This window comes from Flavobacterium cucumis, assembly GCF_900148835.1.
Lineage (GTDB): Bacteria > Bacteroidota > Bacteroidia > Flavobacteriales > Flavobacteriaceae > Flavobacterium > Flavobacterium cucumis.
The window spans coordinates 1,233,964-1,259,209 of record NZ_FRYK01000001.1 but is presented as its reverse complement, the minus strand read 5'-3'; the positions used below and the strand labels follow the sequence as shown (position 1 = coordinate 1,259,209).

The window sequence follows — 25,246 nt, the reverse complement described above, 5'->3', positions numbered from 1 at the left end:
TTATATCTTCTTTTTCAACACAATTTTCTCATTTTGTTTAATCCACTTTTTATTATAGTATTCCTTCAAGTCTGGATAAAATTCTGAGGATAAAATAGTAACATTAACATCGTCTTGAATCATGAACTTAAGAGTTTTTTCATCTTTATTAACGATATATCTATGTGACAAAATCTTATCAGCAAAAAACAGATTCTCAGTTTCAGGAACATAATCAACTACATAACCCTCAGGTATTTGCAAAGTTATAATATATTTATCTGAATGTGGATATGCAAATTCTATTGGAAAAGTACGATTGTCACTTTTAAAAGGGTTAGAATCTAAAGCGTAAAACAGAAGAGGTGATATATAAATTTTATCCCCTATAACCTCAACATTCTTATTATCCTCAAAGTCAAAGGATTCAATAACAGCCGCATTTAAATTGTCCGCATTCTCTTTATTATAGTTATCAATTACAATACCGCCAAGTGATTTTTCTTTTTTCTCAATAACAGATTCATCATTGAGTAAACCATAATCATTTCTATAATTATAGGCATTGTAATCCGTTAACTGTCTTTTAATAGTACCTTGAATACTTCCTGATGTGGATACAGAATAATCCATAATAATATTGTCTTTTGAAACGACAGTAGGCTCTAAATCAATTTCCTTTGAGCCTCCATTTTCATATATCATTCTCCCTCTCCAGTTAATTGCTCTATAAGGCAAAATATTTAAATGAGAAAACTTATCAGTAGCATCAAGTAAAATTGTTCTACCTTCTATCTCAACTCCAGCCAAGACATAATTAAAAGCAGTTCTTGATGGAAAAAGTGGTATTCCGTTTGACACAGAACTAATCAAAACGGGATGAGCATTTAACTTTGAAAATCTCAAAATAGCTGTAAGCAATAAATTAAGATCTGCAACATTTCCAATTTTATTCTTATATGTATTCTTTAATCCTTCATCAGTATAAATCCCAAAATAGCCATTCCATTTGAAATTATTTTTCACAAACTCAAAAATAGATATCATCTTTTCTTGATCAGAATTTTTCCCTACTAATAACTTATTAATATCATCTTCAAAATAACTCATTTTACTTAACTCACCTCCAAAATCCTGAGATAAATTAATATTTTTAGCAACCTCTTCCCAAGAAGTTGAAAGCAGTTTAAAAGGTTCATTTGGATATTGTATCGACGCTAATTCATGAGTTACACCACCAATGTAATTTGCAAGATTCTTTACAAACGTCTCTTCTTTTATTGAAGGAACATCATGAATCTCAAAATTAGAAATATTTTCCTTAAAATCAACCTTTGATTGTGAAAACTCAGTAGAAACTGTTCTTCCTCGACTCGTAGATTGTCGCTCTTTACTATTAATTGTTAAACTTGAAGAGACTGTGTTCTTAATACTCTTAATATTTAAAGATCCTTTTGTAAAGCTATTATATGTGTAATATTCTGGAATCCTTATTTGAAAACTAGAATAATCTACAGGAATTAAATCCTGAAAATACCAATCCTTAACTTGAGAAACAAAAGGTGACTTAATGGTATATTTATATTCTACTATAGACCCAACCTTAACATTAGGCATAGTAATTTTTTTTACTTGATTATATTTGTTTATTCTTTCCGTAAATTCTCCTTCACTTTTTAGCTTTGTCTTTTCAATTTTACCAGCTACTAAATTATAAGTAACTGCATCTGAAAAATTCACAATCTCTTTATCTGATCCATAACTATAGAAATCAACTGAAAAATTTGCAAATTTTAATCCATCTGTCTTGTAAATCTTTATCTTATTTTCTACTTCGGTAACTAATTCAAAACCTTTATCGTTATTATAAACCATATATGTTTTAGCCTTACTAAAGATTTTACAAGCACTTGCATCCTTTTCTAATTTATGTTCATTCTCTTTTAATTCATCAATGGTAACTTTTCCCAATTTATATTCTTGAGAATAAAATAAATTAAGGTTCAGGATAAATAAATAAATAAATAAATTTTTCATTTTATAGGTTTAATTAGTTAGTTCTTTTAAAAATAATTTTTGAATTATCTGCTTTTGAAATTTGTTCTGAAAAATTTCTAAACTTTTCATATTCCTCTTTCGGATACGATCCATTTTTTAACAAATAACTCCTCTTGAATAATATTCTATTAGTATTTATTTCTATCTCCATTTTATATGTTCCAAATTTATCTGAAATTTCAACATTATTTGGTTTTGCCTCAACAATGTACCCATTTGGAATTTCAATCTCAACTTCATCTTCATCAAAAAAACCAGTATCGATTTCAAAAGAATTTAACCTATTTCTGTATCGCTGTGGTATAAATGATGTTCTATTAAAAACATTCAAATTAAACATTAATCCATTGGAAAAAGTAGCATACGATGGAACTAAAACATCCAAATCCTCTATAAATTCAATCGTTTCTTTATCATTTATAATTGATACTGAATTTACCTCTAGTGCATTCAACCAACTTAACATCTCTTTATAATGCAATTCTTGATCATCCTTTGATTTAATCTCAACTTCACTTTTTTGTTCATATTGAACTCCCTTTGACTTATAATTCAATTTTGCCTTTAAATCCCCTCTTTCATTAATTTTACAAAAAGCTTTTATACTCTGTTTACTTTTTGAATTATTGTAATCATTTGTTTTTATGATTTCTCCACCATGAGGTTTTACAACTAACGCATATCTATCATCTGTAAAATCACCATTAAAACCGAATGGACTTGTTTGACTGGTACACTCTAAAAATATATAGTTATTTTTATATGGAATAGATAATATCGCATGATTACCTTGCATAGCAACAAAATCATCTAATATATTCTGCTTATTATTTCCTCCATAAATAATGGTATAATAAGAATCTACTCCAACACTCTTAAGTAAAACTCTAGTATAGTTAGACAATGCTTTACAATCTCCATATCCTAACCTATCTACATCTGCTGCTAACATCGGTTTCCATCCACCAATTCCCATTTGAACACTAACATAACGTGTTTTATCTTGAACAAACTTATATACAATTCTTGCTTTTTTTATTGGATCTTTTTCATCTCCAACAAGAGATTTCATTTTTGCAACTGTTGCCTCTGGTAAAGTTTCTGTATCTTTTAAAAGACTGTTATAAACCCATGAACTAAACTCATTCCAATCTCTTGCATTTCCCTGATAACCCTCTAGGTAAAAAGAGTTTAATCCAAATAAAACAGATGGATTATTTTGAATAAATGTTGGTGAAAGCTCTTCATACTTCCTTGCTGGATAATTTTCTACAGAATAGAATAATAATTGACTTTGCTCTGTTCTCTTTATCTTATCATCAATAAAATTTCTCTCTTTAAACTTAAAACCCAAATCAACTTCATATTTAATAGCGATTGATGATTCTTGGATACTCTCATAATAATCGTCAAGAGGATACCAAGTTGGAATAAAAGCAGTATTAAACGTTTCTATTTCACTATTGTAAACAATTGTAAAAGGGTATTCAGTAGGGGTATAATCTAAATAAACCATTCTATTATCGTTGTAAACAGAAAAGCCATCCGCAACACTTTGATCTTTAAAATCTTTTCTTCTTATTTTCCTCAGTTCAGCACCAGATGCATTATAGATAACAGCTTCTATAGACTTTAATTTTGTAGAGCCATCATAATATTCTACCGCATCTATATTGTTTAATCCCTTACTATTTAAAACTGTTATAATTTTTGATTTACGAATTTGCATCAACTTTTGAGACAAAATATTAATTTCTAATTTTTGATTTCTAACTACACTATTAGCATTTTCCATTAATTCTTTGGGAATAAATAGTGTCGATAATTTCAAATCTTGTGAATAATTCAATAGAGAGAAAAAAAGAAAAAGAATGAGATTTTTTTTCATAATTAAATTTGTATGGAATTTTTATTCTTTATTTTTTGTATCAATTATAATAGTTACGGGACCGTCATTAACCAAACTCACTTTCATATCGGCTCCGAATTGTCCAGTTTGTATTTTTTTACCTAATTCACTTTCCATTTGTTTTAAAAAGGATTCGTAAAGTGGAATAGCAATTTCAGGCTTTGATGCTCTAATGTAACTGGGACGATTCCCTTTTTTAGTCAAAGCATGTAAGGTGAACTGGCTTACTACAATCATCTCCCCGTCAATATCCTTTAACGACAAATTCATTATTTGATTTTCGTTAGCAAAAATTCTAAGATGAACTATTTTTGATACCAACCAATTGATATCATCCTCATTATCTGCATCTTCAATTCCAACTAAAACCAATAAACCTTGTCGAATTTGTGAAATTACCTGACTATCTACTACAACTGATGACTGAGAAACTCTTTGAATAACTGCTTTCATTTATCAAAAATAGGAAAAATAACAGAATTTATTTACGGAAATCCGTATTTACACTTTTTTTAGTAACCAAAATTTAAAAATTAACTTTTATAACCCTGATTTTTAAATACAATAAACCACCACTACTATGACTTTCTAGTTTCATCACTAGCTCTTCTCTCTGCATCATAAATATCCGAACGATAGTGTTCTTCGTCACCTTCTAAAATTTGTATATAACTTTTGTAACGCGACCAAGAAATTTCGTCCTTTTCTAATGCTTTTTTAATAGCACAATGTGGTTCATCCTTATGCAAACAATTATTAAATTTACACTGATCTTTCAAAGCAAAAAATTCAGGGAAATAATCTCCTATTTCCTGTTTATCCATATCCACAATCCCAAAACCTCGGATTCCAGGCGTATCAATAATTTTTGCTCCAAAAGACAAATCAAACATTTCGGCAAAGGTTGTAGTATGTTTCCCTTGGGCATGTGACTCTGATATTTGTTTGGTTTTTAAATTCAATGATGGCTCTAACGTATTTACCAAAGTTGATTTCCCAACACCTGAATGGCCCGAAAACATCGAAACTTTATCTTTCATTAAAGCTTTCAATTCCTCAATACCTTTTGCATCTTTTGCAGAGACACGTAAACATTTATAACCAATTGATGAATAAACATGTTGCAAATACAATTGTTCATCTAAAGTAGCTTCATCAAAAGTATCAATTTTATTAAAAACGATTACAGCTTCAATTCCGTAAGCTTCAGCTGTAACTAAAAATCGATCAATAAAACTTGTTGTTGTGGGTGGATTGTTTATAGTTACCAATAAAAACACCACATCAATATTCGACGCAATAATATGCATTTGATGCGATAGATTTACTGATTTTCTTACAATGTAATTCTTTCTTTCATGAATAGCTGTTATAACTCCAGTTGTTTCATCAGATGTATTTTCGATATCATAATCTACTACATCTCCAACGGCAATAGGATTGGTACTTTTAATACCTTTCATTCTAAATTTACCTTTTATACGGCACTCCAAAAAGTCACCATTTTCTGTTTTGATGGTATACCAACTTCCAGTAGATTTATAAACGATTCCTGTCATGCAAAGTTAGAAGTTAAAAGTTAGAAGTTTTCTAAATCTAACTCGTTAGTTGTAGCAAAGATAGTGTTTCTTATTAAAAATTATAAATAAAAAAGACCACTTAAAAGTGGTCTTTAAAAATTTCTAGAAAGAAATTAATATTTATAACCAATTCCTTTTTTAATAACTTGAGAACCTCCTAATGAATTAGAATTAGCACCAACTGTTGATTTATCAGCAGTTTGTAAAATAAAAGGACATCCCATTTTTGCTGCCTCAATTTTTAATTTCTTTTCTGCTTTTTTGTCGCCTGTATTTCCAGTATGATAATTAATCAAGCCTGTTTTACCTCTAACTTCATCAACTTTTTTCAAACCAGCAATATAGGCTTTATCCTCTAAAATAACCACTTTCTCCCAATCATCTTCTCCGTTGATAACAATCTTCTCTGTTACCTCTTCAACACGTCCTGTCTTTCCATAAACAATTTTTTCAATTGCATATTTACCTATAGTATTTTCAGCATCTTCCCCATCATACTTAAATACTATTGTAAACTCATCTAATCTAACGACCTTACCATCTACAACTTCACCGCTATGTTTGTAAATTTTATCTACTTGTGCATTAGATATAAAGCCAACTAAACTAAAAATTAAGAATAAAATTTTTTTCATTTATTTTCTATTTTGTGATTATTTTGGCGCTAAAGTATAAAAATATTCCACTTATTTAACATCTCAATAGAAAAAAATTAATTTTTCATAACTTTTTCTTGATGACTTATACTTTCTTGATGTATCGCTTTAAATAATTGCATCACAAATTCATTACTTAATCCTTTTTCTTCACCTTCCAAAATCATTTTTCCTAAAATTTCATTCCAACGCTTGTTTTGTAAAATTGCAACATTTTTCTCTTTCTTGAGCACCCCGATTTTATCGGCTACTTTCATTCTATTACCTAGTATTTCTAGTAGTTTCCCATCAAACTCATCAATTTGCAAACGCAATTTTGCCATTTTCTGATTATACTCACTTTCATCATCTGAAATTTTTCTAACGCGTAAATTAACGAACATTTGTTTCAAAGTTGCTGGAGTTACTTGTTGCGCCGCATCACTCCATGCGTTATCTGGGTCAATATGCGTTTCAATAATCAATCCATCATAATTCAAGTCTAAAGCTTGTTGCGATACTTCCTGAATCATATCCCGTCTTCCTGTAATGTGCGAAGGATCACAAATCAAAGGCAAATCGGGAAAACGATTTTGCAGATCAATAGCAATTTGCCATTCGGGATTGTTTCTGTATTTCGTTTTTTCATAAGTAGAAAATCCTCTGTGAATTACACCTAATTTCTTAATATTCGCATTATACAATCGCTCTAAACCGCCAATCCATAAAGATAAATCTGGATTAACAGGATTTTTTAGCAACACTATCTTATCGGTTCCTTGCAAAGCATCCGCGATTTCTTGTACAGCAAATGGATTTACAGTAGTTCTAGCACCAATCCAAAGTACATCAATATCATGTTCCAATGCTAATTTCACGTGAGCTGCCGTTGCGACTTCTGTGGCCATTAATAAACCTGTTTCGGCTTTAGCTTTTTGTAACCACTTTAATCCGATTTCGCCCACACCTTCAAAACCACCTGGACGGGTACGAGGTTTCCAAATTCCAGCACGAAAAATGGAAACATCCGAATTTTTCAATTCATGTGCAATTTTTAAAACTTGTTCTTCGGTTTCTGCACTACAAGGACCCGCGATTACAAGTGGATGATTCAATTGAAAATCATCTAACCAAGTACGTAATTCTTTTTTATTTTCCATAACCATTATTTCACTGTAAAATTACTATTTATTCTTAAATTATTGTTGTTTACTTCTTTCATATTCACCCAAAACCTTGAAATGCGCAGTCATAATTTCCATTACCTTTTTTGCTTTTTCAAAATGTTTGTATTTTTCAAAAACTACATCCACAAAAAAAGCATACGTAAAAGGAGTTTCTATAATAGGCAACGATTGAATTTTTGTTAAATTTAATTTGCAATTATTCAACACATTTAAAACCGTTGCCAAAGACCCTGGTGTATCATCCAATTCAAATTTTATTGACGCTTTATTAATGCGCTCTTTTGGAATTTCTTTTGTAGAGGCTTTCAATACTACAAATCGTGTTTTGTTACTTTTGACAGTGTGAATTCCATCTGCGATTATTTCCAAATTATAAATCTGTGAAGCCACTGGTCCACCAAGAGCGCCAATTCCTCTTAATTGATTCTCCTGAATTCGTTTTGCTGTAATTGCCGTGTCAGAACTTTCCACTAACTTGATGTGTGGATATTGACTAAAAAAATTAGCACATTGCAATAATGCAATAGGATGCGAATGCACTTCATGAATATCTTGAATGGTTTGACCTGGAAAAACCATCAAATTCATATGAATATCTAAAAAATACTCCCCAACAATATGCAAATCGTTCGAATCAATTAAGGCATAATTAGGCAATATTGATCCTGCAATAGAATTCTCTAACGCCATAATTGCTTTGTTTGATTGATTGGTCTTTAAACTAATTACCACATCTCTAAATGATTGACACTCATCTAACCGAATGGAATCACCAAAATAGTGATGTGCTACTTGATGATGAAAAGAACCCTTTATCCCTTGAATTGCAACTTTTATTTCCATTAGTACGAGCAAAAAAAAATCCCGATTTGCATCGGGATTGTATGTTTATAAAATATAATTTATTCAATTTATATGATAGCACAACAATCCCTCATCTGACACCAGAAGAAATAAAAAGAATTGTTATAAAAAAATGTGCTATTTGTAAGCATTTTGAGTTTGTTCATATATTTGGCTAAAGTAATAAAAAAAATGAAATCGAAATACTTTTTTAAATAAATTTGAGTTCTTTTAAAAAAAGTTATTTTTGCTAAAATTTAAAAAGTATGTCGATAGAAATTCAAAATATTTCAAAAAATTACGGTGACCAAAAAGCATTGGACAACGTTAGTTTTTCTATAAAAAAAGGAGAAATAGTAGGTTTTTTAGGCCCTAACGGCGCTGGAAAATCAACACTAATGAAAATCCTGACTACTTATTTATCAGCAGATAGTGGAACAGCTAAGGTTAACGAGCACGATGTGACTGCCGCACAAAAAGAAGTTCAAAAATCAGTAGGATACTTACCAGAACATAATCCGTTATATATAGATTTATATGTAAAAGAATATTTAGCTTTTAATGCAGATCTTCATAATGTGGCTAAATCGAGAATTGATGAAGTAATTACTTTAACAGGATTAACTCCTGAAAGTCATAAAAAAATAAGTGAACTATCCAAAGGATATCGACAACGCGTAGGATTAGCAACAGCTTTATTACACAATCCAGATGTGATGATTTTAGACGAACCAACTACTGGTTTAGATCCAAACCAGTTAGTTGAAATTCGCGATTTAATAAAAAACATTGGAAAAAATAAAACCGTTTTTCTATCAACACATATTATGCAAGAAGTAGAAGCTATCTGTGATAGAATTATCATTATCGATAAAGGAAAAATAGTTACCGATAAAAAACTAAATAATTTAGTTGACGAAGAGGCGGAACAAATCATTGAAGTAGAATTTGACAAAAAAGTTAATGAAAATATATTTAACGCGCTTCCTAATTTAAAGAGCGTCAAAAATACCCACGATTTAGTGTGGGAATTAACATTTTCTTCAACGTCAGATATGCGCCCAAATTTATTTGATTTTGCACAAGACCATCAATTAAGAACCTTACAAATCGTATTAAAAAGCAAAAATTTAGAGCAGATTTTCAGAGAAAAAACAACAAAAAATAATTAAAATATTTCTTTAGCAATAGCTTTAATATTTTCTGCCTTACCCATGGAATAATAATGTAAAACCGGAATCCCTGCTTGAACCAAACCTTTACTTTGTTCAATGCACCATTCAATTCCAATTTGCTTTACGACATCATTATCTTTTGCTTTAACTACTGCCATAATCAGATCATCGGGCAAATCAACTTTAAAACGATGTGGAATTAAGTTTAACTGTTTTTTTGTGGCTATGGGTTTTAGTCCAGGTATGATCGGAACAGTAATCCCCGCTGTTCTGCATTTATTTACAAAATCAAAAAATTTTTGATTGTCAAAAAACATTTGGGTTATAATATAATCAGCACCATTTTTAATTTTCTGTTTTAAAAAATGAATATCACTATCCATACTTGGTGCTTCCATATGCTTTTCAGGATAACCCGCAACACCTATACAAAAATCCGTTTTAGTTGAATTTTGTAAGTCTTCGTCTAAATAAATTCCGTTATTTAAATTATATATTTGTGCTACTAGCTCAGAAGCATATGCATGACCTTCTCTTTCGGGTTTGAAATAAGTTTCGCTTTTTACTGCATCACCACGAAGGGCAACGACATTGTCGATGCCTAAAAAATCTAAATCAATTAATAGATTCTCCGTATCTTCTTTCGTAAAACCGCCACACAAAATGTGTGGAATAGCATCTACCTGATATTTATTTTGAATTCCGGCACAAATACCAACAGTTCCCGGTCGTTTTTTAACTACTTTTTTCTGAAGCAAACCGTTTTCTAACTCTTTGAATTCATATTCCTCTCGATGATAGGTAACATCAATAAAAGGGGGATTAAACTCCATCAGTGGATCTATCCCGTCAAAAATAGATTGAATGTTTTGCCCTTTTAAAGGCGGTAAAATTTCGAAGGAGAACAAAGGTTTTCCGTTGGCGTTTTGTATATGTTCAGTTACTTTCATGTTTTTTATTTTCAGGTTTCAGGTTTCAATTTTCAGGTTAGTTGAGAAACTTGAAACTTGAAACTTGAAACAAATATTTAATCTGCTAAATTGGGTGACAGCCATTTTTCGGCTAATTCAATACTAATATTTCTTCTTTTGGCGTAATCTTCTAATTGGTCTTTTTTAATTTTTCCTAAACCAAAATATTTACTTTCTGGATTCGCAAAATAATAACCCGAAACTGAAGCTGCTGGCCACATCGCCATACTTTCGGTTAACTTTACTCCTATTTCTTGTTCCACCTTTAATAATTTCCAAATCGTTGGTTTTTCCAAATGATCAGGACAAGCAGGATAACCCGGAGCAGGACGAATTCCTTTGTATTGTTCTTTGATTAACTCATCATTTGACAACACCTCATCAGAAGCGTAACCCCAAATTTCCTTACGCACTTTTAAATGCAAATATTCCGCGAATGCTTCTGCTAATCTATCTCCTAAAGCTTTCACCAAAATAGAATTATAATCGTCTAATTGTTTTTCGAATTCTAGAGCTTTTTCGTCTACCCCAAAACCTGTAGATACACAGAAACATCCTATGTAATCTTGTTTTCCAATTTCTTTCGGGGCTATAAAATCTGCTAAAGCGATATTGGGAGCCCCTGCTGTTTTTTGAGATTGCTGTCTTAAAGTAAGAAGTTGGAAGTTGGAAGTTGGAAGATTTACTTCGATATCATCATCATTAATAGTATTCGCTGGAAAAATTCCTAAAATCCCTTTTGCTGTGAACCATTTTTCTGAAATAATTTGAGATAACATCTTTTGGGCATCTTTATATAAATCAGAAGCTTGTTCACCTACAATATCATCAGTTAATATCGCTGGAAATTTTCCATACAATTCCCATGATTGAAAAAACGGTGTCCAATCAATGAAATCTACTAATTCTGAAAGTTCCACTTCAATGGTTTTTGTTCCGATGAAATTTGGTTTTACAGGTTCGTAATTATTCCAATCGATTTTGAATTTATTTTTTCTTGCATCTTCTATTGATAAGAAATTTTTCTCGCGACTTCTATTCAAATAACCTTCACGAAGTGTATCATACTCTTCACGAAGTGATTTTGCGTAGGTGATTTTAGTATCGGGTTGTAATAAATGGGTTGCAACGGTTACTGCTCGAGATGCATCGTTTACATGCACCACCGTTTCCTTATATTCTGGAGCAATTTTAACAGCGGTGTGCGCACGAGAAGTGGTTGCACCGCCAATCATGATTGGAATTTTGATATTCAACTTATCCATTTCTTTGGCCAAATACACCATTTCGTCCAACGATGGCGTAATCAAACCACTCAAACCAATAATATCTACATTTTCTTTAACCGCAGTTTCAATTATTTTTTCTGGCGGAACCATCACACCTAAATCAATAATTTCGAAATTATTACAAGCTAAAACTACAGAAACAATATTTTTACCAATATCATGCACATCACCTTTTACAGTTGCCATCAGAATCTTACCAGCCCCCCCCGCCCCCGAAGGGGGAGCTACAAACTTCATGGATAATTCCTTTTTGATGTTTTCAATAGTTTCAAATAAATTATTTAAAACCTCCTGATTTTTAAATCTTACTATTTTAAATCCTTTAGATTCAAGCCATTCGGTTCTCTGTTTATCATGTTCTATTTGTTCTTTCAAATTATGAATGGAACCATCAATCTCAATAACCAGTTTTTTTTCCAAACAAACAAAGTCTACAATATATTCACCAATAATATGTTGTCTTCTAAATTTATAACCATCAATCCCTTTATTCGATAAAACACTCCAAAGCAATTTTTCTGCCTCAGTTGGCTTGTTTCTCATTTCTTTTGCTTTCTCTTTTAGAGATTTATACAATATTGGGCTAGCCGTATTCCACGATTGCTTTTCAGCTCCCCCTTCGGGGGTTGGGGGGCTAACATAAGGAAGTAAATAAGCAACCGCTTTCTTCATTACGCGAGCCGATTTTACTACTTGCGGCAAAAACATTTTCCCACTTCCGAATAAATCGCCAACCACATTCATACCAGCCATCAAATTGATTTCGATTACTTCGATTGGTTTTTTAGCTAACTGACGAGCTTCTTCGATATCAATTTCGATAAATTCGTCAATTCCTTTTACTAATGAATGCGTTAATCGCTCTTGAACCGAACCATTTCGCCATTCGGCAATCGCTTTTTCATTCGATTTTACATCACCTTTGAAACTTTCGGCTAAATCTAGTAAACGCTCTGTGGCATCTTCTCTTCTATTTAATAAAACGTCTTCAACATGTTCTAATAAAATGGGATCAATTTCATCGTAAATCTCTAACATTTCAGGATTTACAATTCCCATCGTCATTCCGTTTTGAATCGCATGATACAAAAATGCTGAATGCATTGCTTCACGCACTTTATCATTACCACGGAAAGAAAAAGAAACGTTACTAACTCCGCCTGAAATATTAGCATACGGAAGATTTTCGCGAATCCATTTGGTTGATCGGAAGAAATCTAAAGCATTTAGTTTGTGTTCTTCCATTCCGGTTGCAACTGGAAAAATATTAGGATCAAAAATGATATCTTCTGCTGGAAAACCCACTTGGTTAACCAAAATATCGTAACTTCTTTTACAAATTTCGATACGTCTTTCGTAAGTATCCGCCTGACCATTTTCGTCAAAAGCCATTACAATTACTGCAGCTCCGTATCGTTTGATTAATTTGGCATGATGAATAAAAGTAGCTTCTCCTTCTTTTAACGAAATCGAATTCACCACGCCTTTCCCTTGAATAACTTTTAAACCGGCTTCAATGATTTCCCATTTCGAAGAATCAATCATTACTGGAACTCGGGCAATATCGGGTTCGGCTGCGATTAGATTTAGGAATTTAGTCATCGCATAAACGCCATCTAACATTCCTTCATCCATATTGACATCGATGATTTGCGCGCCACCTTCTACCTGTGCACGTGCAATTTCTAAAGCTTCATCGTACTTTTTTTCTTTAATTAAACGAAGAAATTTCCTAGAACCGGTTACGTTTGTTCGTTCTCCAACGTTTACAAAATTGGTTTCTGGAGTCACAATCAAAGGTTCTAAACCTGATAATTTTAAATATTTATCGGAATTATAACGCATTACTTATTCTTTTATAATGTTTCGCAACATCCTTCCAAAAGGTTTTGCTGTCGCTAACGTATTGGCAAACCCAACATCGTTGCGACTGTAAAAATGTTTCGAATTGTATTTTTATCGAATTGTTTTTCATTGTTCTATTTTTTTCCACGGATTTCACCGATTAAACGGATTTAAATTGTTGCGTCCTAGGTTTAAATTCTCTTGCAACCTCAGCAATTAATTTGATATGTTCAGGAGTCGTTCCGCAGCAGCCACCGATGATATTCACTAAATTTTCTTTTAAATATTCGCGAATTAATTGTTGCATTTCTTCAGGCGTTTGGTCATATTGTCCGAAGGGATTGGGTAAACCTGCATTTGGATGTGCTGAAATATTTAACGAGGTATTATTTCCTAATCGTTTCAAATACGGTTTCAATTGATCAGCTCCTAAAGCGCAATTAAATCCAACACTCAACAAAGGAATATGCGAAATCGAAATCAAAAAAGCTTCCACCGTTTGTCCTGAAAGTGTTCTTCCAGAAGCATCGGTAATTGTTCCTGAAACCATTACTGGAATATCGATATTGCGTTCCTCTTTCACTTCCTCAATCGCAAACAAAGCGGCTTTTGCATTTAAAGTATCGAAAATCGTTTCTACCAAAAGTAAATCGCAACCGCCATCAATTAAAGCTTCGACTTGCTGTTTGTAAGCAATTTTTAAGTCGTCAAAATTCACCGCGCGAAATCCTGGGTCATTCACATCTGGACTCATAGAAGCGGTTCTATTTGTTGGACCAATTGAACCCGCAACAAATCTTGGTTTATCGGTAAATTCATCAGCAACTTCACGAGCGATTTTTGCTGATTGAAAATTCAACTCATAGACTAAATCTTCCATGTGATAATCCGCCATTCCGATAGTAGTTCCCGAAAAAGTATTGGTTTCTACAATATCGGCACCTGCTTCAAAATAAGCGCGATGTACCGATTTTACAGCTTCGGGTTGAGTAATGGAAAGTAAATCGTTATTTCCTTTTAATGGATGTGGAAAATCTTTGAAACGTTCGCCTCTAAAATCTTCTTCTTCAAATTTATAACGTTGCAACATCGTTCCCATCGCTCCATCGAGTACGAGAATTCGTTTTTTGATTTCTTCTTGAATTTTTGACATTGTATTCTCTCACAAAGGCTAATTGCCTAATTTCTCTTTATTAACTTAATTTGTTACCGTAGAAAGTTGGAGAGCAATTCTAACGTTATCTGCTTCCGATAAAAATCGGAATAGAATGTAGCACCTTCTACAAGTGTAGGGTTGCTAAGCTTTCACAGGGTCTATTCCCTCCAGCTTTCGTGATAACAAACACTATAATTATGAACACTGCAAATGTAGTGACAAAATTGAAATAATGAAATATTTTCTAAAATTTCATTAAAAAAATAACATTTATAGATTTATACTCTAAATTAATATTTTTAAACAGAATATAAATCTATAAAATAATTTAAAAACTTTTATTCTAACGCTTGTTTTAAGTCGTTAATTACATCTTGAACCGTTTCTAAACCGACAGAAACGCGGACTAAACCATCTGTAATGCTAACCGCTAATCTTTCTTCTTCCGTTAATTTACTATGTGTTGTGGAAGCTGGATGTGTTACAATCGAACGGGTATCTCCTAAATTCGCAGACAACGAACACAATTTGATTTTATCCAAAAATTTTCTTCCCGATTCAATTCCGCCTTTGATTTCGAAAGCCACAATATTTCCTCCAAATTTCATTTGCTTTTTAGCGACTTCATATTGCGGATGTGATTTCAAAAATGGATATTTCACAGAAGCTACATTGGGATGATTTTCTAAAAAATCAGCAACTTTTAAAGCGTTTTCGCAATGTTTCTCGATACGAACCGGCAACGTTTCTAAACTTTTTGACAATACCCAAGCATTGAAAGGCGATAAAGCGGGTCCGGTGTTTCTGGAAAACAAATAAATCTCACTAATTAAATCGGAGCGACCAACAGTTACCCCACCTAAAACACGACCTTGACCATCGATTAATTTGGTTGCAGAATGAATCACTAAATCGGCTCCAAATTGAATTGGATTTTGAATATAAGGCGTTGCAAAACAGTTATCAATGATTAAAATTAAGTTGTGTTTTTTGGCTATTTTCCCCAATAATTCCAAATCTAAAATATCTACCGCTGGATTCGTTGGTGATTCAGCGTAAAGGATTTTGGTATTTAGTTGAATAAAACTTTCAATCGTTTCGGGTTTGTTGACATCGAAATAACTCGTCGTAATATTCCATTTTGGAAAATATTTGGTAAACAATGTATGTGTCGAACCAAAAACACTACTCGCTGAAACGATATGGTCGCCCGAATTCAACAAAGCAGCAAAAGTTGAATACACAGCAGCCATTCCAGTTGCAAATGCGTAGCCGTCTTCTGCTCCTTCCATTTGACAAATTTTCTCAACAAATTCGGATGTGTTGGGATTGGAAAATCGGCTGTAAATATTGCGTTCTTTCTCCTCAGCAAAAGAAGCGCGCATGTCTTCGGCATCTTCAAAAATAAAACTGGAAGTTAAATATAGCGGAACAGAATGTTCTAAATACTGTGTTCGTTCTAATTGCGTTCTAATAGCTTGGGTTTCTAATCCTAAATTTTGGTTACTCATGGTTTGTTTGTTGAGATGTTTAATCGTTGAACTGTTAAAGTGTAAAACCCACAAGACTTTTAAAATCTTGCAGGTTTTGAGTTTTGGTGGTTATAATTTTTTTTCGGATAAGCGTAAAATATCGCCAAAAACACCTCTTGCGGTTACAGATGCTCCTGCTCCAGCACCTTGAATTACGATAGGTTGTTCGCCGTAAGATTCTGTGTAAATTTCAAAAATAGAATCCGAACCTTTTAACGAACCTAAAGCTGAATTGGCTGGAACCGAAATTAGTTTTACTTCTAATTTCCCTTTGTCTTGTTGTAAATCACCCGATAATTCACCGATGTATCTCAGCACTTCATTTGGACCTTGAGCGTCTTTGATGTTTTGGTAAATTCCGTCTAATTCAGATAAGCGTTTTAGAAAATCTGACGCACTTCCTTCGCGTAAAGCTTCTGGAATTAGATTTTGAATTTGGATTTCTTCGAATTCGTTTTGTAAATCTAATTCGCGTGCTAAGATTAATAATTTACGACCCACATCATTTCCGTTTAAATCTTCTCTTGGATCGGGTTCGGTGAAACCTTTATCGATGGCTTCTTGCAATACTTCACTAAATTTCTTTTTTTCAACTGAAAAATTATTGAATAAATAACTCAAAGTTCCAGAGAAAACACCTTTGATTTTGGTGATGTTTTCACCTGATAAATGCAGCAATTTAATGGTATCAATTAAAGGTAAACCTGCGCCAACATTGGTTTCATACAAATATTCTTTTTGGTTATCTTTCAGCACTTTTCGTAGTTTTTTGTAAAAATCAAAACTTACGGTATTCGCAACTTTATTAGAAGAAATTAAATCGAAACTATTTTCAGCTAACGAAATGTAATTTTCGATAAAAGTTGTACTTGCAGTGTTGTCAATTGCGATTAAATTTTCCAAATGGTGTTCTTTGGCGTAAGCGATAATATCTTCTACTTTATATTCCTGACCTTTATCTTCTAAAGTCGCTTTCCAATTTTCGCTAATTCCAAATTTATTCAACAAGACTTTCTTTGAATTCGCTATCGCAAAAACATTCAGTTTAATTCCTTTTCGTTTCTCGATATTTTTCGCAGATTCTAAAATTTGGGAAATCAAAGTTCCACCAACCGTTCCATGACCAAAAATGGCTATATTGATTTTTTTCGCTACTCCAAAAATTTCGCCATGAATTACATTTAAAGCACGTTTGAATTCATCTTGACTGATGACCAAACTGATGTTTCTTCCCGTAACGGTATTGTTCAACAAAATTGGCGTGATTTTATTTCGGATTAAAGCCGTGTAAGGTTTATGGAAATTTGTTAAATCTTGTCCAATTATAGAAATCACAGCAATGTTATCGTTTACTGAAATTTTATTGACATCTTTTGTGTAAAAATCAGTTTCAAATTCTTTTTCCAAACCAACCAAAGCTTTCGAAGCCTTGTCAGAACTCACGACCAAACCAATTCCTCTTTCCGAAGAACCTTGCGAAATGATGCTAACACTAATGTCGTTTTCTGCCATTACTCGGAAAATTCGTGCATCAACACCTGTTTTTCCTAATAAACCTCTTCCTTCTAAATTAATTAACGAAACATTCGTTAAAACCGAAAGCGATTTAATTCCTTCATTGGTTTGTTCTGAAGTGATTAACGTTCCATTGCCTTCAGGATTGAAAGTATTTAAAATGCGTAACGGAATATTTTTTTCTACCAACGGAATAATGGTTTTGGCATGTAAAATTTGCGCTCCGAAATTTGCCAACTCATTCGCTTCGTTGAATGACAAACGCTCTATTTTTTTCGCATCGGCAACTAAATCAGGATTTGCAGTAAAAATTCCATCAACGTGTGTGTAATTTTGGAATTCTTCAGCGTTTAGATAATTTGCTAATAAGGAAGCGGTGTAATTACTTCCATTTCTCCCTAAAGTTGTGGTTTCATTATGTAATGTTGAACCGATAAAACCCGTTACAATGTTTACTTTATCTGTATTTTTTTCAAAATAATCTAACACATTTCGTTTTGAAACGGCATCTATTGGTTGCGCATTTCCGAAATTAATATCGGTTTTTATTAATTGACGTGAATCTGTGAATTGTGCTTTGATGCTGTTTTCATTTAAGACATTAGATACATATTTTGCTGAAAGAATTTCGCCATACGCAATAACTTGGTCTTTGATTTTTTCACTGTAATCGCCTAAAAGCGAAACGCCTTCTAGTAATTTCTGTAAAACCGAAAATTCTTCTTCGAAGATATTTTCTTTCAAGCCTTCCAATTGGTATTTTTTGAATTGCTCAAAATCTGCTTGAAAATTGATGTTGGCTTGTGCTTTTTTTAGTAAAATTACCAATTCGTCTGTAGCATTTCCTCTAGCCGAAACTACGACTGCAATGGGTTCATTATTGAAATATTTTTGAGCAATCGTTTGAATTACTTTTTGTAATCCTTCTCCGTTTGCTAATGATTTTCCACCAAATTTTAATATTTTCATTCTTAATTAAATATAGGTTTAAGTATAGTGTTTAGTTGTTCAAATTCTATCAAGAAAGCATCATGTCCGTGAATAGATTTGATTTCATGATAAAATGTGTTGCTCTTGTAGTTTTTGATTTGTACAAAAGCAGTTTTGATTTCGTTTGCCGTAAAAAAGTAATCAGTATCCACACTGATTAAGTGAATGTTGGAAGTGATACTTTTTATAACTTCAGATTGTTCTTTGTTTTTGAAAACATCGATAGTTTTCAATAAATGATTCATGAGTTTGTATGCCGAAAGTTGAAATCGATTTTGTAATTTTTTTCCGTGATGCAGCAACCAACTTTCCACTTGAAACAATCCTTCCGAATTTTGTAATTGATTGTGGAATTTTTCTTGGAGTGATTCGGGTGTTCGATACAATAACATGGCGTGAATTCTGGCATCGTGAATTGGATTTTTGGAATTATTCAGAATCAAATCTTGAATTAACACATTTCCAATCAACCAATCAGAAGCTTTCCAATTTGTCGCTACCGGAATTAAATTCGCAATCGCTTTTGGGCGAATCGCTGCCATTTCCCAAGCAATTGCACCGCCTAAACTTCCACCAATAACAGCAAAAACTTGATTCACTTTTAACGAATCGATTCCTTTCCAGAATAAATTCGCAATATCAGAGGTTGTGAAATCTTGATAATTTTCAATCAAGTTTTCTGCATCTTGATAGCCGTTTCCAGGAATATTGAAAGCTAAAACTGCATATTTTTTGGTATCAATAATTTTATCATTACCAATTAACGATTGCCACCAACCGTTTTCGCCAATAACTTGTGAATTTCCGGTCAAAGCATGATTCACTAAGACTAAAGGCGCCAAACCAATCGGTTGACCAAACAATTGATAGGACAAAATCACTTTGGCTTGCACTACCCCATTTTGCAATGAAACATTTTGGAACACTATTTTTTGAATTGTACTCATCTCTCTTTTTAAAAAAAGGCTGCCTTTAGGTAGGTCTATCGGCAGCCTTCAAACAAACAAAAACCTAAACTAAATTTTGAACTGGCAATTTTTCGAAAACACTTTGTAAATCGGCTTTCAAGTCTTCAATATCTTCTAAACCAACGGATAAACGAATTAGATCTTTCGTTACTCCGGTTGTGATTTGTTGCTCTTCTGACAATTGTTGGTGCGTTGTACTTGCTGGATGAATAATCAGTGATTTTGTATCGCCAATATTCGCTAACAATGAGAAAAATTGAGTCTCATCGGCTACTTTTTTAGCAGCTTCATAACCACCTTTTAACCCAAAAGTTACGATGCCACTTTGTCCTTCTGGTAAATATTCTAGTGCTAAATCATAATATTTTGAAGAAATTAATCCAGGGTAATTTACCCAAGCCACTTCGGAACGTTTTTGTAACCATTTGGCTAATTCCAAAGCGTTTTCACTGTGCTTTTTAATTCGAATAGCCAATGTTTCTAATCCTTGAATAATTTGAAATGCGTTAAACGGACTCAAAGAAGCACCTAAATCACGTAACCCTTCGATTCTAACTTTTGCTATGAACGAAGCTGCTCCTAAGGCTTCATAATATTTTAATCCGTGATAACCTGCTGAAGGTTCTGTGAATTCCGGGAATTTTCCGTTGCTCCAATCAAAATTTCCTGCATCGATGATAACACCTCCCAGAGAAGTTCCGTTTCCACCTATGTATTTTGTTAAGGAATGAATTATGATGTTGGCTCCGTGCTCGATGGGGTTTAACAAAAAAGGAGTTGCAACTGTGTTATCTACAATGAAAGGCACTTTATAGGTTTGTGCGGCTTTTGAAATGGCTTTTAAATCGAGTACATCTAATTTTGGATTTCCTAAACTTTCGGCGAAGAAAACTCTTGTATTTTCTTGTGCTGCATTTAAGAAATTCTCAGGATTTGATGGATCTACAAATGTTGTCGTAATGCCTAATCTTGGCAAAGTCACGTTTAACAAATTGTAAGTACCTCCATATAAACTGTTTGAAGCTACGATGTGATCGCCAGCTTTTAACAACGTTAATAAAGCAGTTGAGATGGCTGCGGTTCCTGAAGCGGTTACGACAGCTCCGATCCCACCTTCTAATTTAGCTAAGCGTTGTTCTAAGATATCGTTTGTTGGGTTATTTAATCTTGTATAAATAAAACCCGCTTCAGCTAAACCAAAAAGATTGGCTGCGTGGTCGGAATTATTGAAAACGTAAGATGTGGTTTGGTAAATTGGAACTGCTCTTGTTCCAGCATTTTTAGTTGTGTCGTGTCCTTCGTGTAAAGCGTTTGTTGCAAATTTATTTGTGCTCATGATATTTTAAGTATTAAGATATTTGTATTAAGTATTAAGATTTTTTGTTCCGAAGTTTCCTTTTCAGCTACACATTCGACAACATCGTCTTGGATTGTAAATGGCTATTTTCATATTTGTTGTGTTTTTAGAAATAAAAAAACCTCTGCTTTCGACAGAGGTTATATTGAATTAATTTACTTTTAAAATTATGCAATAGGTTTCCTCTGCGGATTGTTCCACAGCATCATACAAATATTGCACATTGTAAAGTTCATCTTCTATTATATTATTTTAATGAAACAAAATTAGATTTATTTTCTGTAATAATAAAATAAATAGATTATTTTTCTAAATTTTGTTATTTAAATCTATTTATATGGAAAAAACATCTTAATGTTAAAAAAATAAAAGTTTATAAATCTAAATTATTTCAAAATTTCAAACAATTTTTAAAAACACCCTAACACTAAACACAATAACCAAGAAAGAAACAAATAACAAAGCTGCTTTCTGGGGCAATTTTCCTGCTAACTTTGCCGCAATTGGCGATGCAATAACCCCGCCTAAAATAAGCCCTAAAACAATATACCAATGACTCACTCCCAGAGAGGTAAAAAACACTATTGACGCAGCAAATGTTACAAAAAACTCAGCCAAACTAACTGTTCCTACCACATATTTAGACTTTCTTCCTTTTGCCAATAGTGTTGAAGTAACTATTGGCCCCCAACCTCCTCCACCAAAAGCATCCATAAAACCTCCTGTGAATCCTAAAACACCTAAAAATTTAATTTTCTTTTTGAACTGAAACTTTTTAAAAGCAATGATAATTAAGCGAATACCTATAACAAAAGTATATGCAGATAAAATCAAGTAGGCTAATTTTTCATATTCATTCCCTAGATAAACTAAAAAAAAAGCCCCTAAAACAGCCCCAACAACTCCAAATGATACCAACCAAAAAAGCAATTTCTTATTTACATTTCCAAATTTGTAATGAGAGAAACCACTTATGGCGCTAGAAAACATTTCTGCTGTATGTATACTACCGCTAATAGCTGGTAACTTAACTCCTAAAATCATCATACTCGTTGCACATGTTACTCCATAACCTAAGCCTACAGCCCCATCAATTAATTGGGCAACAAAACCAATCAAAAGCATATAATAAAACTCATTTGGTACTTGACTAAGTCCATTTTGAATATCAGAAAATGTAACTAAAGTAGAACAACCATATCCAATAAAAAACATTAGAAAAGAAGTCGCCAATGTAAAGGCCAAACGTTTATACTTCTTGGTTTCTCTGCTTTTTTGAAAACCTTCCGTTAACTTATTTAGATCGGCTAATTTTTGACTAAAATCCCCTTTATGCTTACTTCTAAAATCATTTAAAACGGTTAAACTTTCTTCTATATTATCAGGTATAACCTCCGTAAAATATTCCCGCATTCGCTTTGCAAGAACCGGCGATTTTCCGTTTGTCGAAATTGCAATTTTTAAACTTCCTTTGTTTACAATCGAGCCCAAATAAAAATCACATAATGCAGGTTGATCAGCTGCATTTACTTTTATTCCTTTAGACTTGGCTAATTCACGCACAGCTAAATTCACCTCTGGCTTATCCGTTGTGATGATAACAAAATCTTTATTTAATAAATCGGCTTCTTCAAAAGGACGTTCAAAAAAAGTAATAGTATTATGAGTACTACCGATTTCAACTAATTTTGGATGAAAATAGGTAGCAACAACTGTAATTCTAATTTCAGGATTTTGTCTGAGTAACGTTTCGGTTTTTTCCAAACCAACATTTCCACCACCAACTATAAGAAAGTGAGTGGTTTCGGTTTTTAGAAAAACAGGAAAAAGGGTATTCGTCATAATTAGTTCTATTTAAGAAATGATGTGAAAAATTGAAAATCGTAATATGTTTCTATCATAATAATCTGTTCCATTTTGTTGTTGTTGAAACCAATTCATGTATCCAACTTCAAAAGCTAATTTTGAAGTAATTACATAATTCAAACCCAAATAAATTCGGTTTTGATCAAAGGTGTTTTTTACTATCTGACTCCCAATATTTAACATTAATTCGTCTTTTATTTTTAGAATAATTTTATCAGATTCATCAAATCTTAGCAATGGATAATCGAAACACAATTGGTATCGAAAACGAAAATTTGAAAAAGTATATCCCGATGTCAATTCTCCATTTACTTGATTGTGAAAAAAGCGGGCTTCCATCTGATATTTATGGTTCATTTTTAATAACCCAAAACGCTCAAAATTTACAAAACCAACACTTGGCCGAAGTTCTGGAACCATTAAATCAGATGTGGAATTTAAATTTTGTGGACTTTGTAAAAACAAAGTCATTCCCAATAGTGTAGACCAATTATTTAATAATTTCCTTTCAATATTAGCTCTAAAAACCAACTGATGTTGCGCAATTGGATTAATAAAATGACGCTCTTGTATTTCTGAATAGCGTTTCCAATTTGGATTCAATTGCAGCGTATTATAATAGCCGTACCAAATCAATTTTTGATGTTGTATCTTTTTCTGACCATAACTATTTTGAAAAAGTAGCACTGATACAACCAATGCTAATTTTAAATGGTTTTTAATCTTTAAAAAAGGTTCTAAAAGCAAAATCTCCAAATGTTTCATCAATTGTTTTATTAGCTACATAATTTGAAAACAAACTATCCACTTCTTCTAAAATTTGACTTTCTGTTAGCTTTTCTTTATATAAAAAATTCAATCTTTCTCCATATCTATCACCTCCCAACATGAAATTATATTGTCCAGCACCAGTTCCAATAAAACCTAATTCAGCTACATAAGGTCTACCACAACCGTTTGGACAACCCGTCATTCGTATTGAAATTTCATCCTCTGTTAAACCATGTTTTTCTAATAAAGGTTCAATTTTAGTAACTAATTCTGGCAAATAGCGTTGCGCCTCTGCTAAGGCCAATGGGCATGTTGGTAAAGCAACACAAGCCATGGAACTTTTCCGAAGTGCACTTACTTGTTTTTCAATATCGTGAGCGACTAATAATGCTTCAACTTTTGACTTATCTTCATCATTAATTTCTCCTAAAATCAGATTTTGATTACCCGAAAAAATAAAGTTTGAAATCTTTAATTGTGCTAATTCATATAAAAATTGCTTTTGATAAGGCTTCACTACCCCATGCTCTACAAACAATGTATAAAACCAACTACCTTGATGATTTTGTTCCCAACCAAAACGATCGTTTCTTTCGGTAAATTTAAAAGGTTGCGCTGGTAACAAATCAAATCCAATTCTGCTTTCTAATTCTTTTTTGAAACCTTCCACCGTTAATTTATCTACTGTATATTTTAGTCGAGATAATTTTCTATCCACGCGATTTCCAAAATCACGTTGTACGGTAAGAATTTCATACACTGATTTTAATGTTTTTTCTTCCGTATCGGTAAACCCAATAATACTTCCCAAACGCGCATATGTATTTGGATTTCCATGTGTTGTAGCCAATCCTCCACCAATTGCAATATTGAATCCTTTCAACACATCATTTTCAATTACAGCAATCAATCCAATATCATTTGCAAAAACATCAACATCATTACTCGGCGGAATAGCAATTGCAATTTTAAATTTTCTTGGCAAATATCTATCTTCATACAAAGGATCGGCTTCTGCAGAACGCTCATAAATTTTTTCACCATCGATAAAAACCTCATAATAAGATTGTGTTTTAGGTAGTAATAAAGTTGAAATTTTATCTGCATATTCGTAAATCTGTTGATGGATTGGAGAAATTTGAGGATGTGAACTCACGATTACATTTCTGTTGACATCGCCACAAGCAGCAATTGAATCCAGTTTTGCAGTATTGAAAGCTTGAATCGTTGGTCTTAATTGATGTTTTAACAAACCATGTAATTGTACCGTTTGCCTTGTTGTAATTTTCAACGTACCTGTTCCGAATTGTTCCGAAATTTCATGAGTGGCCAACCATTGTTCTGCTGAGATTACACCGCCTGGAATTCGTAAGCGAATCATAAATGAATACAATTTATCTAATTTTTTGGTAGCTCTTTCTGCTCTTCGATCGCGGTCGTCTTGTACATACATTCCGTGAAACTTTACTAATGTTTCGTCGTCTGGACGGACATTACCTGTATGATTGTCTAAATCTATACTTTCTTTTAATGTTCCTCTAAGACCATCACTTTTGGTCTTGATAGCTTCTATAGGTGATAATTTTTCGCTCATTTTCTTTTCATTTTAGACGTGATAAA

At 32.7% G+C, this 25,246-nt stretch carries 18 protein-coding genes and 1 riboswitch; of the genes, 1 reads left to right on the top strand and 17 read right to left on the bottom strand.

From position 1 onward, the window contains the following. The 7 genes from BUE95_RS05750 to BUE95_RS05720 form a co-directional block, all read right to left on the bottom strand. Positions 1-2,016, bottom strand: a complete 2,016-nt coding sequence (locus tag BUE95_RS05750) for a DUF3857 domain-containing protein (protein WP_073582266.1) — start codon at positions 2,014-2,016, stop codon at positions 1-3. A 13-nt stretch (positions 2,017-2,029) separates the two neighbouring features. Next, positions 2,030-3,925: a DUF3857 domain-containing protein gene (locus BUE95_RS05745; RefSeq protein ID WP_073582264.1), complete on the bottom strand. Its 1,896-nt coding sequence runs from the start codon at positions 3,923-3,925 to the stop codon at positions 2,030-2,032. Between the two features lie 21 nt (positions 3,926-3,946). Further along, positions 3,947-4,399 carry a D-aminoacyl-tRNA deacylase gene (dtd, locus tag BUE95_RS05740; protein WP_073582262.1) on the bottom strand — a complete coding sequence of 151 codons (453 nt, stop codon included), beginning with the start codon at positions 4,397-4,399 and terminating at the stop codon, positions 3,947-3,949. Between the two features lie 125 nt (positions 4,400-4,524). Continuing rightward, a complete protein-coding gene (gene rsgA, locus BUE95_RS05735) occupies positions 4,525-5,505 on the bottom strand; it encodes a ribosome small subunit-dependent GTPase A (protein ID WP_073582260.1) in 981 nt (326 codons plus the stop codon). Between the two features lie 134 nt (positions 5,506-5,639). Then, positions 5,640-6,161, bottom strand: coding sequence for a hypothetical protein (locus BUE95_RS05730; RefSeq protein WP_073582258.1), 522 nt, complete (start codon positions 6,159-6,161; stop codon positions 5,640-5,642). Positions 6,162-6,238: 77 nt separating this feature from the next. Then, entirely contained in the window at positions 6,239-7,321 is a 1,083-nt protein-coding gene (locus BUE95_RS05725; RefSeq protein ID WP_073582476.1) for a bifunctional 3-deoxy-7-phosphoheptulonate synthase/chorismate mutase type II, read from the bottom strand. Between the two features lie 39 nt (positions 7,322-7,360). Then, positions 7,361-8,191: a prephenate dehydratase gene (locus tag BUE95_RS05720; RefSeq protein ID WP_073582256.1), complete on the bottom strand. Its 831-nt coding sequence runs from the start codon at positions 8,189-8,191 to the stop codon at positions 7,361-7,363. A gap of 266 nt (positions 8,192-8,457) precedes the next feature. Here BUE95_RS05720 and gldA point away from each other — a divergent pair, with 266 nt between their 5' ends. Then, the gene (gene gldA, locus BUE95_RS05715) at positions 8,458-9,363 is read left to right on the top strand and encodes a gliding motility-associated ABC transporter ATP-binding subunit GldA (RefSeq protein WP_073582254.1); all 906 of its coding nucleotides are present in this window, start codon (positions 8,458-8,460) and stop codon (positions 9,361-9,363) included. Here the strand turns inward: gldA and metF are convergent. The 10 genes from metF to BUE95_RS05665 form a co-directional block, all read right to left on the bottom strand. Beyond that, positions 9,360-10,316, bottom strand: coding sequence for a methylenetetrahydrofolate reductase [NAD(P)H] (gene metF, locus BUE95_RS05710; RefSeq protein WP_073582252.1), 957 nt, complete (start codon positions 10,314-10,316; stop codon positions 9,360-9,362). The two genes, gldA and metF, sit on opposite strands and share 4 nt — an antisense overlap. A gap of 77 nt (positions 10,317-10,393) precedes the next feature. Next, positions 10,394-13,471 carry a vitamin B12 dependent-methionine synthase activation domain-containing protein gene (locus tag BUE95_RS05705; protein ID WP_073582250.1) on the bottom strand — a complete coding sequence of 1,026 codons (3,078 nt, stop codon included), beginning with the start codon at positions 13,469-13,471 and terminating at the stop codon, positions 10,394-10,396. Positions 13,472-13,631: 160 nt separating this feature from the next. Further along, positions 13,632-14,624: a homocysteine S-methyltransferase family protein gene (locus tag BUE95_RS05700; protein WP_073582248.1), complete on the bottom strand. Its 993-nt coding sequence runs from the start codon at positions 14,622-14,624 to the stop codon at positions 13,632-13,634. 82 nt (positions 14,625-14,706) lie between these two features. Beyond that, positions 14,707-14,813, bottom strand: a riboswitch (SAM riboswitch). Between the two features lie 152 nt (positions 14,814-14,965). After that, complete coding sequence (locus tag BUE95_RS05695) at positions 14,966-16,138, bottom strand: trans-sulfuration enzyme family protein (RefSeq protein WP_073582246.1); 1,173 nt, start codon at positions 16,136-16,138, stop codon at positions 14,966-14,968. Between the two features lie 90 nt (positions 16,139-16,228). Beyond that, complete coding sequence (thrA, locus tag BUE95_RS05690) at positions 16,229-18,643, bottom strand: bifunctional aspartate kinase/homoserine dehydrogenase I (protein WP_073582244.1); 2,415 nt, start codon at positions 18,641-18,643, stop codon at positions 16,229-16,231. Positions 18,644-18,645: 2 nt separating this feature from the next. Beyond that, positions 18,646-19,611, bottom strand: coding sequence for an alpha/beta fold hydrolase (locus BUE95_RS05685; RefSeq protein ID WP_073582242.1), 966 nt, complete (start codon positions 19,609-19,611; stop codon positions 18,646-18,648). 64 nt (positions 19,612-19,675) lie between these two features. Continuing rightward, entirely contained in the window at positions 19,676-20,968 is a 1,293-nt protein-coding gene (locus BUE95_RS05680; protein WP_073582240.1) for an O-acetylhomoserine aminocarboxypropyltransferase/cysteine synthase family protein, read from the bottom strand. A gap of 420 nt (positions 20,969-21,388) precedes the next feature. Continuing rightward, a complete protein-coding gene (locus BUE95_RS05675) occupies positions 21,389-22,831 on the bottom strand; it encodes a TSUP family transporter (protein ID WP_073582238.1) in 1,443 nt (480 codons plus the stop codon). 12 nt (positions 22,832-22,843) lie between these two features. Beyond that, positions 22,844-23,620, bottom strand: coding sequence for a DUF2490 domain-containing protein (locus BUE95_RS05670; protein ID WP_073582236.1), 777 nt, complete (start codon positions 23,618-23,620; stop codon positions 22,844-22,846). Beyond that, positions 23,574-25,220 (bottom strand): NADPH-dependent assimilatory sulfite reductase hemoprotein subunit, encoded by a 1,647-nt coding sequence (locus BUE95_RS05665; protein WP_073582234.1) that lies wholly within the window; start codon positions 25,218-25,220, stop codon positions 23,574-23,576. Before BUE95_RS05665 ends, BUE95_RS05670 begins: the two co-directional genes overlap by 47 nt. Positions 25,221-25,246: the final 26 nt, after the last annotated feature.